Genomic DNA, 12,777 nt, shown 5'->3' on the forward strand with positions numbered 1-12,777 from the left:
ATGGCTACCAGGGCCCGGTCCGCCGTGAAGCCGGAGCGCAGGAACGCATCCACCTCGCGCACGGCGATGCGGCCCACCGTCCGCGCGGAGCCCACGGCGGGGCGGCCCCACGGGTGGTCCTTGCCGAACACGGCGGCGTCCAGCACGCGGGCCAGGGCGTCCGCCGGGCTGGCCTCGCGCGCGGTAAGCTCGGCGGCGACGGCCGTGCGCTGGCGCACCGTCGCCACGCTGTCCACGGGGTCGCGGAACAGGGCCACCAGCAGGGTGCGCATGGCTTCCTGCCAGTTGTCCGGCGCGGCCGTGATGGTAAAGGACACGGCGTCCTTGTGCTGCTCCACGTCCAGCTGCGCGGCCAGCGAGTCCAGCACGGGGAGGATGGGGGCCGTCACGGCGCGGGCTGTGAGGTAGGTGATTCCCTCCTTACCCTCGGCCTCGTCCGCGGGGCCGACGGCGATCAGCACCTCGGCCGCCACGACGGGGGTGCCGGGCTCCGCGCGGACGATGACGCGCTCCTGGGCCGCCGCGGGGGCGGCGGCCAGCGCCAGGGTCGCCAGGGCTCCGAGAATCCGCATCCGCGCGCTCATGAGGCGGTGATGCGCTGGGGCGGCACTTCCACGAGCACGGCGTCCGCCGTGATCATCCGCTCCAGCAGCGCCCGCACGTCGTCCGCCGTCACGGCGTCCACGGCGGCGAAAAAGCGCTGCGCCGCGTCCGCGCCCTCGCCGCGGTCGGCGAACGCGCCGACGACGTCCGCCATCCGCTCGGGCGTGCGGGAAAAGAGCAGCATCTCGCGCCGCACGCCGGCGGCGGCGTCGGCCACGAGCGTCTCGTCCACGGCGTCGCGGAGGGCCGTGAGCGAGCCCTCCGCCGTGCGCCGGGCCGTGGCCACGAGCGAGTCCGGCGTGGCGACCACCAGGGCCAGCGCCTGGCCGTGGTGCGTCCACCAGTGCTCCACGTCCACCTGCGAGCGCGTCATGCGGCGGCGCAGGTGGTTGCGCAGCAGGCGCGCGGTCACGGTGAGCGTGGCCGGGTCCTCGTCCGACGCGTTCCACGCCCGGCCGATCCACGCGCGCGTGGCCTGCGGGGTGTCGGCCGCGAAGGCGCGGATGGTGTCGGCCAGGCGCGGCACGGAGCCGCCGCCCGCCGCGGGCACGTCGCTGAAGGCGCGGCGCACGCCGTCCACCTGCACGTCGCCCACGGCCACGATGGCCACGCGCTCGGGCCGGTACATGGCCCCCCACACCTCGGCCAGCCGCGCCGAGTTGAGCCGCGCGAGCGAGGCCTCGGTGCCGGCGGCGGGGAGGTCACGGGGAAACAGCCGCGCGCGCAGGGCCGAGCGCACGTACTGCGGCGCGATCTCGCGCTCCGCCGAGCGCTCGCTGCCCAGCGCGGCCAGCGCCTGCAGCGTCTCGGCCGTGCCCGGCGCGGGCGCCCGCAACGCGCCGCGAAGGGTCTGCGCCAGGTAGTCCAGTTCCGACGCGGGCCCCACGACGGTGTAGACGACGGCGTCGGAGGTGCGGACGGCCTGCACGCGGCCGCCCACGCGGGCCACGCGCTCTTCCAGCGACGGGAGCAGCAGGTGCTGCATCATGTGGCCGGCGCCCGCGAAGCCCGGCGGGTCATCGGCCAGCAGCGACAGGCGAAGGGCCACGATGGGCAGCGCCGGCTGCCGGAGCACCACCACCGCCGGCTCCTCCACCACGGGGGCGGACGGCGCGGGCGGAACGGTGTCGGCGGCGGCGAGCGCCAGGGCGGCGGTAAGAATCAGCATCGAGCGCAAGTCGGGGAACTGCAACGCGAACCGCCACGCGGGCGGGTGCCATAATCTTTCACGGGAACGGCTTCCGTGCCAGTACGGCCGGGTGGACGGCGTTGTTCCGTCGTTCCATCCACGGCGGGCGCGATCCGGGGAAAGGCAATCCTCACTCGCGCGGCTGAATGATGATGCCGCCGAACCGTGCCTCCGCCGCCGTGCAGGCCGTGCCGTCGATGAACAGCGTGCGGGTGTCGAGCGTTTCGCCCGTCTCGGTCACCACGACCTGGACGCCGTACCCCAGGGCGTGCGTGTTGTACGCCCTGACGGGGCGGCCTTGGTCATCCACCGCCCGGGCCGTGCATGCGTTGCAGACGTAGCGGGGATACCGGGGAACGGCGCGTTGCGGAGTCCCGCAGATGGGGCAGGGCTGGGTAGCGGCGTCCTCTGACATCGTGTCCTGGAGCGGATTCGGCGCGATCGTGTCGCGAGCCGCGGGGGCAAGTTCCGGACTCGCCGGGAACGGACGGTGGACGAGCGATCGCTCACGGCGGGGCTCCATCCCCAAACGCAAACGAGGAGCACCGCGTGGCGCTCCTCGTCGTCGTCATCCACCAATCCGGTCCGGCCGACGCGTCAGGGCAGTGCGTCGCCGATCACGAAGTTCAGCGGATCCACCTGCCGGCCGTTCTGCTCCACCTCGTAGTGCAGGTGCGGCCCGCTCACCAGGCCCGTGGCGCCCACGTCGGCGATGCGAAAGCCGCGGTCCACCGACTGGCCCGTGCGCACGTGCAGCCGCGAGGCGTGCGCGTAGCGCGTGATGAAGCCGTGGCCGTGGTCGATCTCCACCATGTTGCCGTAGCCGTTGCCGCGATTGCCGGCAAAGATCACGCGGCCCCGCGCGGCGGCCAGGATGGGCTCGCCCACGCGCGCGGCGATGTCGATGCCCTTGTGCGGCCGGGTGATGCGCAGCACCGGGTGGTACCGGTTGCCGCTGAACAGCGAAGAAAGGTGGCCGTTGGCGGGGAGGATGGTGGGGACGCTGGCCATGCGCTCGCGGTTGCGCTCGATCTGCGTGGTCGCCTCGTCCATGCTGGAGCGCAGGAGGGAGGCGCGTCGCAGCAGCGTGCTCAGGTCCTGCCCCGTGCTCTCCACCTTGGCGGCGGTCCGCGGGTTGAGCCGCGCCAGCGCCGCCGAGGTGGTGCTGCCCGGGCCGCCCACGCCCACGCGGCGCACGTCCGGGTCGATCTCCGGCAGCCCTGCCACCACGCGAAGCTCCTCGTCCTTTTCCGTGAGCGAGGCGATGGAGCGGTCCAGCTCCTCCATCTGCGAGCGCATCTGGTCCACCTCGGCCGCCAGCGCCTCGTTTTCCCGGCGCAGGCTGGTGTTCTGCACGTGCTGCGACTGCTTGACGAAGAACGCGACGGTGAAGGTGCCCATCAGCAGCGCGGTCAGCAGCACGCCATACAGGGCCGTGCGAATGCTCTTGCCCGACACCTGGAACGAGCGAACGCGCTCGTTGTCGTGCGGGACGAGCATGAGCGTCCAGCGGGATTGGGGCATGGAACTGCGATTTTCTGCTGGTGACGGAAACACGCGGGCACGACCGCCGCCCGCGCGCCGGGATCTGATGTCAGTATCGGTATTGGAGGGTGCGAACATACTCCCCGTGTACGGGGGTGTCAAGCAAACGCATGAGGCACAAGCTCATACGTGCTGTCCGCCCCGCGCGCACGGCGCACCACCCGCCCCCGCATCCCGGTCCTTGTCTCGTGAGCTGCTACACAAGGGCAGGGTCCGTTCCGCGTTCGGTCTCAGTTACGCAATTTGTTGTGATGCATATGCTTGCGTGTAAACGGGCGGCGGATGGAAGGCGTTCTACAGGGTGCAGTCTGCATGATGTATTGCATAATCTGCATCCGTAGCAGTATTGCATCAGCGAAACCATTAAGATTTCGTTCCGGGAGCTGTATACGGAATTCTGCGCCCCGCGACACATGAGGTCCGGACGGTTCGACCGCGGCGGATCGGGGAGAAGAAGATGCGCGGCAGGGAGCGGGTGCTCCCTGCCGCGCTGGTCTGTCAGATCACGTGGTGATCAGGGACGCCGCTACCGTTCGTCCGCGATGACCTCGAAGTGGTCGATGTCGGGCGGGAGGGCCAGGAGCATCTCGCGGTCTTCCGGATAGTAGCGCGCCACGTGGACGTCGTCGCCCGCGAAGCCGCGGATGTCGTCCATCGAGCTCCAGAACGAGGTGAAGACGAACTCCGCGCGGTCGCCCACGACGCGCCGCTGGATGAGCACGCCGCGGTTGCCTGGCGTTGCGCGCGCGTCCGCCAGGCCCGTGCGGCGGAGGTACTCGGCATATCGGTCCGCGTCCGCCGCGCGCGTCTCGCCGCGCCACACGCGCGCGATCATGCTTCGCGCTCCCGCAGGGCGCTGGACCCGCGGCGCGGGGTGGCGGGCGCGGGCGGCTGCGACGGCGCCTGCACACGCGTGCCGCGGACGATGAGCACCACCGCGAGCACGATGGCCGCGCCGGCCGCCAGCATGCGCGGGGTGAGCGCCTCGTCCGCCAGCGCCCAGCCCAGCAGCACGGCCACGAACGGGTTGACGTACGCGTAGCTGCCGGCGCGGCTGGGCCCGTCCGTCTGCACGAGCCAGGTAAAGGCCGTGAAGGCGACGACGGAGCCGAAGATGATCAGGTACGCCAGCGATCCGATGGCGACAGGCGTGAAATCCGCCGCCGTCACCCGCGCCGTCTCGCCCACGGCGGCGGACGCACCGAGCAGGAGCACGCCGCCCATCACCAGCGGCATCCCCGACGCGTAGAGGGGCGGCGCGGGCCGGCGCTCACCGGCAAAGTAGATGGATCCGCCCGCCCACGCCGCGGACGCGCCCAGCAGCACCACCGCGCCCAGCGGGTCGATCCCGCCCTCTCCGCCGCCCGCCAGCGTCAGCAGCCCCACGCCCACGAGGCCGATGGCGATCCCCGTCGCCGCGCGGCGGGAGGGACGCTGGCCGCCGGGCAGCATCCACGCGATCAGCACCACCCAGAAGTGCTCCGTGGCGATCATGAGCGCCGCCGGGCCGGTGGCCACGCGCTGCTCCGCCCAGAACAGGCCGCCGTGCCCCAGCAGGAAGTACAGCGCGCCCGCGCCGATGGCCGCTATCCACTGCGCCCGCGTCGGAGCCTGGTCCTCGCGCAGCCGCGCCCATGCGACCAGGATGATGCCCGCCGCCAGCGACCGGATGGCGACAGTGAGGAACGGCGGCACCGTCTCCACGGCCCACTTGATGGCCAGGTACGTAGAGCCCCAAATGAGCCAGATCGATGCGTACGCGCCCAGTCGCAGCGCGCGCCCGCCCGTCACCGGCATCCCTTCGAGACGAGCGCGAGCGAGATGCGCCGTGTGGTCGGTTGAACGGCTTTGTCCCGATGCATGGCTTCCCTCCTCCTCTCTGTTCCACCTTCAAAGCCCGTTTTGACGGTTAGGTGGATCATAAGGGATGGACATCTAACCGGTCAAGAGCGAGATTGTGGGTTAGCAAGATTGATGCGATCCGGAGACACGCACATATGACCGACGACCACAATCCGCTGGCCGATCTGTCGGTGATCGGCGGCTGGCTGTGCCTGGACTTTCTGAACACCGTCGACACGCACGACACGCTGCTGGAGGAGAAGCTCGGCGCGTACGCCGACCTCGTCTGGTGGGCCCTGCGCGTCGGCGTGCTGACGGAGGCCGATGCCGCGCCGCTGTTCGCCGCCGCGGAGGCGGATCCCGCCCGTGCCGCGGACGTGTTCGCGCGCGCCATGGAGCTGCGCGAGGCGCTCTATCGACTGTTCATGGCCGCCCGCGCGGGTGAGGTGGTGGATGCCGGGGACCTGTCCGTCGTCAACGGCGCGATCGAGCGCACGCTGGGCCAACAGCGCATCGTGCGGACGGAAGACGGCTTCTCGTGGGGATGGGAGGACGGGGTGCAGCTGGACCGGGTGCTGTGGCCCGTGGTGCGCGACGCGGCGGACCTGCTGGTGAGCGGGGATCTGCGGCGGGTGGGCAAGTGCTGCGGGACCAACTGCGACTGGCTGTACCTGGACACGAGCCGCAACCGCAGTCGCCGCTGGTGCGACATGCAGCTGTGCGGCAACCGCGCGAAGGCTCGCCGCCATTACCACAAGGCGAAGGGTGGGATTCGCTAGCAGGTGGCGTGCATCTAAGGGCAGAGTCCGCAAGGTAGCGATGTGTATTCGTCGCGGAACCTGCGTCCATTTGGGCGTGTGGACGTGGACTAAATTTCAAGACTACCGATCTTCTCCGAAGTTTGTTAGCGTTGCGGGAGCGACATTCTTTGCTTCCCTGACTCACTCCGTTCCATGACTGAGATCGCGTACATCGACGAGAGCTACGATGATGAGGTTTTCGTGATGAGCGCGCTCGTTGTCCCCGTCGCGCACTGGCGAGAAACCTTCGAGGCCATCAAGACGCACCGGCAGCATCTGAAAGCGGTCTACGGCATCTTTACTTCTAAGGAACTGCATGCGCTCGAGTTTGTGTCTGGTCGCGGTCGCATCTCGGAGCGGATGATCCCCAAGGGGCTGAGGGCGCAGCTATTCCGTGAGACGATGGACATGCTCGCCGGGCTCCATCATATCCGTGTAATCAGCGGAGCGTGGCCGATGAATGGCACGGAAAAGCGTGACATCCACGCGAAAGCGTTCTCTCGCATTGCCGAAAGGCTGCAGAAGCGTGCGCTAGACAGCGGGGACCACATCCTGCGGATGGTGGATGAAGGGAAGGACGTAGAGCTTCAGAAGATTGCCCGCCGAAGTGCTGTGTACAACATGGTGGGAAGCCGGTACGGTGGCTGGGAGAACGGAGCCCCGGCGAAGAACATCCCCAACGACCGTTTGATCGAAGACCCCATCTTTCGATCATCCTCCCGATCGTATTTCCTTCAACTGGCCGACTTCATCTCGTACGCGCTTCTCAAGTCGGAAACGACGGTTACTCCGCTTGTGCAGCGATACCGCCTGAACGAGTGCTATGACCGGCTGAAGCCAATCATCGTTACGAAGGCGTCCAGCAAAGATCCAAGAAAACTGGGGATCGTACGCACATAAAAAAGGCACCCCGACAGTTTGACCCGTCGGGGTGCCGAAAGCAGGGCCGGCGTTCCACCCGCTGATGGGTGGTCCAGTCCCGCGCGATTACGATAGGGCAATCGTCCCTGAGAGTCAAGCCGGAGGTTGTGTGCGTCCCCGTAAAGCAAGAGGAGGCCCGGCATACCTGCCGGGCCTCCTTCGCATCATCGTACCTTCGTACCGCCGTTCCGGCCTCACGCCGGCGCGGCGACCTCCGGCCGGGGGAAGAGGATGCCGCCGGCACTCGTCTTCCAGCCGGACACGTCCAGCGTCGCCAGCTCGTCCAGCGAGGGAAGGGAATCGCGCCCGGAGCCCAGGCGCTCCCACAGGTCCCGCATCTTCCCGGGCATGAACGGCGACAGCAGCGTGGCCGCCGCGGCCAGGTACCGCGTCATGGCCGACAGCGTCAGGTCCAGCTCGTCCGCCCGGGCCGGGTCCTTGGCCACCTTCCACGGCTCGCGCTCCGCCACCAGCGCGTTGGCGTGGCGCACCACCTCGTACGCCGCCGCCGCGCCCTCGTGCAGCAGGTTGGCGTCCATGGCCGCGCGGTACGCCTCCACGGCCCGCCCGATGGCCTCGTCCGCCTCCACGGGCGACGCGGGGACGGCGCCGTCGCGGTACTTGGCCAGCATGGACGTCGTGCGGCTGGCCAGGTTGCCCAGGCCGTTGGCCAGCTCCGACGTGTAGCGCTCCACGAAGCGCTCCCAGCTGAAGTTGCCGTCCGCGTCCCAGGGCACCTCGCGCAGCAGGAAGTACCGGAACGCGTCGGGCCCAAAGCGGTCGATGGCCTGGCCCAGGTCCAGCCCCGCCGGCGCCGGCGTGCTGCCGTCCCCGACGACCGGCTGGCTGCTCTTGCTGATCTTGCCGCCGCCCAGCAGCACGAAGCCGTGGCCCCACACCCGCTCCGGCAGGGGCAGCCCGGCGGACTGCAGCATGGCCGGCCACACGATGCTGTGCAGCCGCACGATGTCCTTGCCCACCACGTGCAGCTGCGCCGGCCACCACGCCTCGTACCCTTCGTCCGGGAATCCCGTGTCCGTCAGGTAGTTAGGCAGCGCGTCGAACCACACCCACGTCCCCTGCGTCTCCCCGTCCGACGTCGTTTTGGGGAACGGGATGGCCCACGACAGCCGCGCGCGGGTGACGGAGATGTCCTCCAGCCCACCGTCCATCAGGGCCAGCATCTCGTTGCGCCGCGAGACCGGCAGCAGGAAGTCGGGATGCGCCTCGAAGTGCGCGCGCAGAAAGTCCTGGTAGCGCGTCAGGCGAAAGAAGAAGTTGCGCTCCTCCGTCCACTGCAGCTCGCGCGTGGGATGCAGGACGCAGTGGCCGTCCCGAATCTCGTCGTCGCGCTTGAACAGCTCGCATCCCACGCAGTACCACCCCTCGTACGTCTTTTCGTAGACGTCGTCGGGGTTGCGCTCCAGGATACGTTCGATGAGCGCCTTGACGCCCCGCTTGTGGTGCGGCTGCGTGGTGCGCACCCAGCGGTCGTTGCTGATGTCCAGCCGCTTCCACATGGCCTCGAAGCGGCCTGCCAGCTCGTCCACCAGCTGCTGGGGTTCAATGCCGCGGGCGGCGGCGGTCTGCGCCACCTTTTGCCCGTGCTCGTCCATCCCCATGCAAAAGCGCACCTCGTCGCCGGTCAGCCGGTGGTACCGGGCGATGGCGTCGGCGCCGATCTTTTCGAACGCGTGGCCCTGGTGCGGGTCACCGTTGGCGTAGTCGATGGCCGTGGTGATGTAGAATCGGCGGTTCACTCGGGCCTCGGCTCCGGCTGTCGGCGCGGCCTGCGCGGGGGGCGCTGCGGCTGCGCGGGGTTGGGAAGGGCGGGGCGCGGCGGGCGCTCCGCCCGCGGCTGCTCGCCACGCGGCGGCGCGGCCGGCTGCGCCACGGTCTCGGACTTGAGCTGCTCGACGTCGATGGTGCGGCGCTGGCGCTGCTCGTCCTGCAGCGTGACCGTGTTGCGCCAGATGTCGATGGAGATCACGCGCTCGGCGCCCACGGTGGTGCGGATGGTCTTGCCCTCGCGGGGAAATCGCTTGCGGGCGGCCAGATACGCGTCGTGCTCGTACGTCAGGCAGCACATCAGGCGGCCGCAGGTGCCGCTGATCTGCTGCGGGTTCAGGGACAGGCTCTGGTCCTTGGCCAGCTGCAGCGAGATGGGCTTGATCTCGCGCAGCCACGTGCTGCAGCACAGCTCGCGGCCGCAGCGGCCCACGCCGCCCAGCTGCGCGGCCTCGTCGCGCACGCCGATCTGCTTGAGCTCGATGCGCGTGCGAAAGGTGCGCGCCAGGTCACGGACGAGCTGGCGGAAGTCCACCCGCCGCTCGGCCGTGAAGTAGATGGTGAGCTTGTTGCGGTCCCACTGCCACTCCGCGTCGCTCACCTTCATCTTGAGCTGGTGCTGCTCCACCATCTCGCGCGTCTTGCGGCGCACGCGCTCCTCGTCGGCGCGCAGCACGTACACCTGCCGCACCTCCTCGTCGTCGGCGCGGTTCAGGATGCGGCCCACCTCGCCGGCGCCGCACTTCTTTTGTGCCACGCCGCCCAGGGAGCGCACGCGCCCCACGTCACGCCCGCGCTCCACCTCCACCACCACCCAGTCGTTCACGCGGACGGCGGGGTCGGTGCAGGCGTAGAAACCCTTGCGCATCCCCTTGAAGCCCACCTCCACGAGGAACTCGTGTTCCCCGGGAGACGGGAGGGGCTGGTATACCGGAAGCTCGAGACCCACCGGTCCCTCCATCTATGCGCACGCCACGGCCGTACGGCGCCGCTGGCGGCATGCTCGTTTAAAATCAGGTGTGCCCGGGCCGGGTCAGCGCGCGGCGCGCCACTCTCCCATGCCCATGTACTTGGCCCAGCGGGCGCGCCGCAGCGCGTCCACCGGCACGTCGCGCAACTCGCCCAGGTGCCGCAGCAGGGCGCCCTTGAGCGCCGCCGCCGTGTCTTCCCAGTTGCTGTGCGCGCCGCCGGCCGGCTCGGGGACGATGTCGTCGATCACCCCCAGCCCCTTGAGGTCGCCCGCCGTGATCTTCATGGCCTGGGCGGCCTTGTCGCGCTCCGCGCCGCTCTTCCACAGGATGGCGGCGCACCCCTCGGGGCTGATGACGCTGTAGATGCTGTTCTCCAGCATCAGCACGCGGTCCGCCACGCCGATGGCCAGCGCGCCGCCCGATCCCCCCTCGCCGATGACGACGGCGATGGACGGGATCTTCAGCGCCGCCATCTCGCGCAGGTTGCGGGCGATGGCCTCGCCCTGGCCCCGCTCCTCGGCCCCGATGCCGGGGTACGCCCCCGGGGTGTCGATGAGGCAGATGAGGGGGCGGCGGAACTTCTCAGCCAATTTCATGAAACGCAGCGCTTTACGGTAGCCCTCCGGGTGGGGCATGCCGAAGTTGCGCAGCAGGTTCTCCTTCATGTCGCGGCCCTTTTGCTGGCCGATGACCATCACCGGCTCGCCGTCCAGCCGCGCCCAGCCGCACACCATGCTGGCGTCGTCGCGAAACTGGCGGTCGCCGTGCAGCTCCACGAAGTCCGTGAACACCATCTCCAGGTAGTCGAGCGTGTAGGGCCGCCGCGGGTGGCGGGCCACCTGCACGCGCTCGATGGGGGAGAGGTTCGCGAAAGTATCCTGCTTGAGGCCGTGCAGCTTGCGCTCCAGCGCGAGGATCTCGCTGCTTACGTCCAGCCCGCGCTCCCGCGCCAGGGTGCGGAGGGCGCTGATCTGCTCCTCCACGTCGGCGATGGCGCGCTCGAAGTCCAGGTGGGCTACCGTTGCCAAGTCGTGTATCCGTTGCAAGGCCCCGCGTTACGCGGGACACACAGGTTCATCCGTGGGGCGGTGTGCCCGCCCGCGGCGTTCGTCCTGCAGGAATCGGGCACTGCCCCGCGAAAGCGGGGTGGAGCCGTGCGCCGCGGGCGGAGTCTCGCCTCGTGGTGTCGGGCCTCCGGCGCGCCGGAGGTCCGTCCAGTCGATCGACGATCCAGCTACTCCCGAATCCCGCGTCCCCGGACGTTCAGCCTCGGAATCCGGTCCGCGAAATCCAGCACATGGGCGCCGTTCCAGCGAAGCGCCCCCTCCGCTCGCCCAGGCTCGCGCCTCCCCCAATAACCCCTGGGGGAGGTTGAGTCCGCCTTCGCGGACAGGTCCGGCGCGCGCCATCTGCCGTGCACGCCGGCGGCCGCCCAGCCAGGATCCAGCACGAAGGACGGATCGCGCACGGGCGGAGCGCCCCCCATCCCCGGCCCTTCCCCCACAAACGGCGTGGGGGAAGGGAGAACGTCATCGCATCAGAAGCCGACCATCCGGCAGGAGCCGGGGTCTACACCCTCTCCCGCGCAGTTTGCGGGAGAGGGTGCGAGCGACAGCGAGCGGGTGAGGGCCTTTACTCTCCGCCGCTGTGGATGCTGAAGCCGCCGCCCCCGCCTCCGCCGCCCCCGCGGCGCGGGAAGCGCTCCTCGCGCTGCACCGTCACCAGCGGGCGCTCGTCGCGGTGCAGGCTCACGCGCTCCGGGCCCAGCGTGTCGCGCAGGGCCATCATCAACTCGTCGCGCGGCATCACCTTCACCGTCTTGGACTTGAGCCTGGTCTGCTCCGTCCCGCCGTTGCGCCAGACGACCACGAGTTGCCCGGGACCCTCGTGCTCGGCCAGGATGCGCTTGGCCATCGCCAGCGCCTCGGGCGAGGGGCCGTCGGAGCCGATCTCGATCTGCACGCCCACGTCGCCCGTGTTGCGGACGTTCGCCAGCGACACGGCGCCGTCCAGGAATACCGGCGGATCTTCCTCGTCGCGGTCGCGGTTGCTCACGGCGCCGCGGATGACCACGGGCGCGTCCTGCGTGAGCACGTCCTTGTATTTAGCCCACGATTCGCCGAACGCAAGCACAGTAGCAGTTCCGTGGAAATCTTCCACGGTGATGCGGCCCCACTCCGAGCCGTCCTTCTTGCTGATCTGCCGCGCCGCTTCCGTCACCACGCAGGCCAGCTCGATCTTGGCGTCCTTCTGCGACTTGAGCGTCTGCGTGTTGGTGCGGCTCTCGTACAGCGCCACGTCCTCGCGAAAGCGGTTGAGCGGGTGGCCGCTGATGAAGAAGCCCAGGATCTCCTTTTCGCGCTGCAGCCGCTCGCCCTCGGTCCACTTCTCCACCTTGGGCAGCGGCGGGGCCTGCACGAGCGTGGCCTGGGCCGCGTCGCCGCCGCCCAGCAGCATGTCGAAGAACGAGTCCTGCGCGCTTTCCCGCTCCTTCTGGATGGTTTGCGCGCTGGCGAACGCGGCGTCCAGGCCGGCCAGCAGCTGGTTGCGGCCGCCGTCGTCGTCAAAGCCGTCCAGGGCGCCGGCGCAGATGAGCGCCTCCAGCACCCGCTTGTTGCACAGCCGCAGGTCCACCCGGCTGAGCAGGTCGAACATGCTCTTGAACGGCCCCTCGGCCACTCGCGCGGCGATGATGGAGCGCACGGCCCCCTCGCCCACGCCGCGGATGGCGCCCAGCCCAAAACGGATCTGCCCCACGCCCTCGCCCACGACGGTGAACTTCCAGTTGGACTCGTTCACGTGCGGCGCCAGCACCTCGATTCCCTCGCGGCCCACGCGGGGGAGAAAGCGGCCCATCTCGCGGCACTGGGCAATGTACGCCACCACGTCGTCGATCTTGTCCACGACGGACGACATGAGGGCGGCCATGAACTCGGCCGGGTAGTAGCACTTGAGCCACGCCGTCTGGTACGCCACCAGCGAGTACGCGGCGGAGTGCGACTTGTTGAAGCCGTAGCGGCCGAAGGCCTCGATCTGGTCCGCCAGGTCCTTGATCTTGTCCTTGGGATACCCCTTTTCCACCGCCTTGTCGACGAACTTGCCCAGCTCCTTGGCGATG

General features: G+C 69.5%; 11 protein-coding genes and 1 pseudogene. 2 read left to right on the plus strand and 10 right to left on the minus strand.

The window, feature by feature from the left end; genetic code table 11:
- From VFZ20_RS26690 to VFZ20_RS26715, 6 genes are all read right to left on the minus strand, one after another.
- The coding region (locus VFZ20_RS26690; protein WP_329687011.1) for a hypothetical protein at positions 1-572 on the minus strand (572 nt) is incomplete at its 3' end.
- Between the two features lie 8 nt (positions 573-580).
- Positions 581-1,771, minus strand: a complete 1,191-nt coding sequence (locus VFZ20_RS26695; protein ID WP_329687012.1) for a hypothetical protein — start codon at positions 1,769-1,771, stop codon at positions 581-583.
- Positions 1,772-1,922: 151 nt separating this feature from the next.
- Positions 1,923-2,207 carry a hypothetical protein gene (locus VFZ20_RS26700; protein ID WP_329687013.1) on the minus strand — a complete coding sequence of 95 codons (285 nt, stop codon included), beginning with the start codon at positions 2,205-2,207 and terminating at the stop codon, positions 1,923-1,925.
- A gap of 182 nt (positions 2,208-2,389) precedes the next feature.
- Positions 2,390-3,316, minus strand: a complete 927-nt coding sequence (locus tag VFZ20_RS26705) for a M23 family metallopeptidase (protein WP_329687014.1) — start codon at positions 3,314-3,316, stop codon at positions 2,390-2,392.
- Between the two features lie 547 nt (positions 3,317-3,863).
- Positions 3,864-4,172 carry a hypothetical protein gene (locus VFZ20_RS26710; protein WP_329687015.1) on the minus strand — a complete coding sequence of 103 codons (309 nt, stop codon included), beginning with the start codon at positions 4,170-4,172 and terminating at the stop codon, positions 3,864-3,866.
- Positions 4,169-5,134 (minus strand): EamA family transporter, encoded by a 966-nt coding sequence (locus VFZ20_RS26715; protein ID WP_329687016.1) that lies wholly within the window; start codon positions 5,132-5,134, stop codon positions 4,169-4,171. The genes VFZ20_RS26710 and VFZ20_RS26715 overlap by 4 nt, the downstream gene beginning before the upstream one ends.
- A 200-nt stretch (positions 5,135-5,334) precedes the next feature.
- Between VFZ20_RS26715 and VFZ20_RS26720 the strand changes: the two genes are divergently transcribed.
- Both VFZ20_RS26720 and VFZ20_RS26725 read left to right on the plus strand, forming a co-directional pair.
- On the plus strand, positions 5,335-5,958 hold the full coding sequence (locus VFZ20_RS26720; RefSeq protein WP_329687017.1) for a CGNR zinc finger domain-containing protein: 624 nt from the start codon (positions 5,335-5,337) through the stop codon (positions 5,956-5,958).
- A gap of 174 nt (positions 5,959-6,132) precedes the next feature.
- Positions 6,133-6,879, plus strand: a complete 747-nt coding sequence (locus VFZ20_RS26725) for a DUF3800 domain-containing protein (protein ID WP_329687018.1) — start codon at positions 6,133-6,135, stop codon at positions 6,877-6,879.
- A gap of 215 nt (positions 6,880-7,094) precedes the next feature.
- On the opposite strand, the gene metG is transcribed toward VFZ20_RS26725, so the two are convergent.
- The 4 genes and pseudogenes from metG to VFZ20_RS26745 form a co-directional block, all read right to left on the minus strand.
- Positions 7,095-8,660, minus strand: coding sequence for a methionine--tRNA ligase (gene metG / locus VFZ20_RS26730; protein WP_329687019.1), 1,566 nt, complete (start codon positions 8,658-8,660; stop codon positions 7,095-7,097).
- The gene (locus tag VFZ20_RS26735) at positions 8,657-9,637 is read right to left on the minus strand and encodes a regulatory iron-sulfur-containing complex subunit RicT (protein ID WP_329687020.1); all 981 of its coding nucleotides are present in this window, start codon (positions 9,635-9,637) and stop codon (positions 8,657-8,659) included. Before VFZ20_RS26735 ends, metG begins: the two co-directional genes overlap by 4 nt.
- An 84-nt stretch (positions 9,638-9,721) precedes the next feature.
- Entirely contained in the window at positions 9,722-10,687 is a 966-nt protein-coding gene (locus VFZ20_RS26740; RefSeq protein WP_329687021.1) for an acetyl-CoA carboxylase carboxyltransferase subunit alpha, read from the minus strand.
- A 604-nt stretch (positions 10,688-11,291) separates the two neighbouring features.
- Positions 11,292-12,777, minus strand: a pseudogene (locus VFZ20_RS26745) (hypothetical protein); the annotation flags it as partial.

Origin of the sequence: Longimicrobium sp., assembly GCF_036280135.1 — a bacterium.
GTDB lineage: Bacteria > Gemmatimonadota > Gemmatimonadetes > Longimicrobiales > Longimicrobiaceae > Longimicrobium.

What these genes read in the sequence shown, in the direction of transcription:
- VFZ20_RS26695 (WP_329687012.1), bottom strand. Translation starts at nt 1,771, where the DNA reads ATGCTGATTCTTACCGCCGCCCTGGCGCTCGCCGCCGCCGACACCGTT.
- VFZ20_RS26700 (WP_329687013.1), bottom strand. Translation starts at nt 2,207, where the DNA reads ATGTCAGAGGACGCCGCTACCCAGCCCTGCCCCATCTGCGGGACTCCG.
- VFZ20_RS26705 (WP_329687014.1), bottom strand. Translation starts at nt 3,316, where the DNA reads ATGCCCCAATCCCGCTGGACGCTCATGCTCGTCCCGCACGACAACGAG.
- VFZ20_RS26710 (WP_329687015.1), bottom strand. Translation starts at nt 4,172, where the DNA reads ATGATCGCGCGCGTGTGGCGCGGCGAGACGCGCGCGGCGGACGCGGAC.
- VFZ20_RS26715 (WP_329687016.1), bottom strand. Translation starts at nt 5,134, where the DNA reads ATGCCGGTGACGGGCGGGCGCGCGCTGCGACTGGGCGCGTACGCATCG.
- VFZ20_RS26720 (WP_329687017.1), top strand. Translation starts at nt 5,335, where the DNA reads ATGACCGACGACCACAATCCGCTGGCCGATCTGTCGGTGATCGGCGGC.
- VFZ20_RS26725 (WP_329687018.1), top strand. Translation starts at nt 6,133, where the DNA reads ATGACTGAGATCGCGTACATCGACGAGAGCTACGATGATGAGGTTTTC.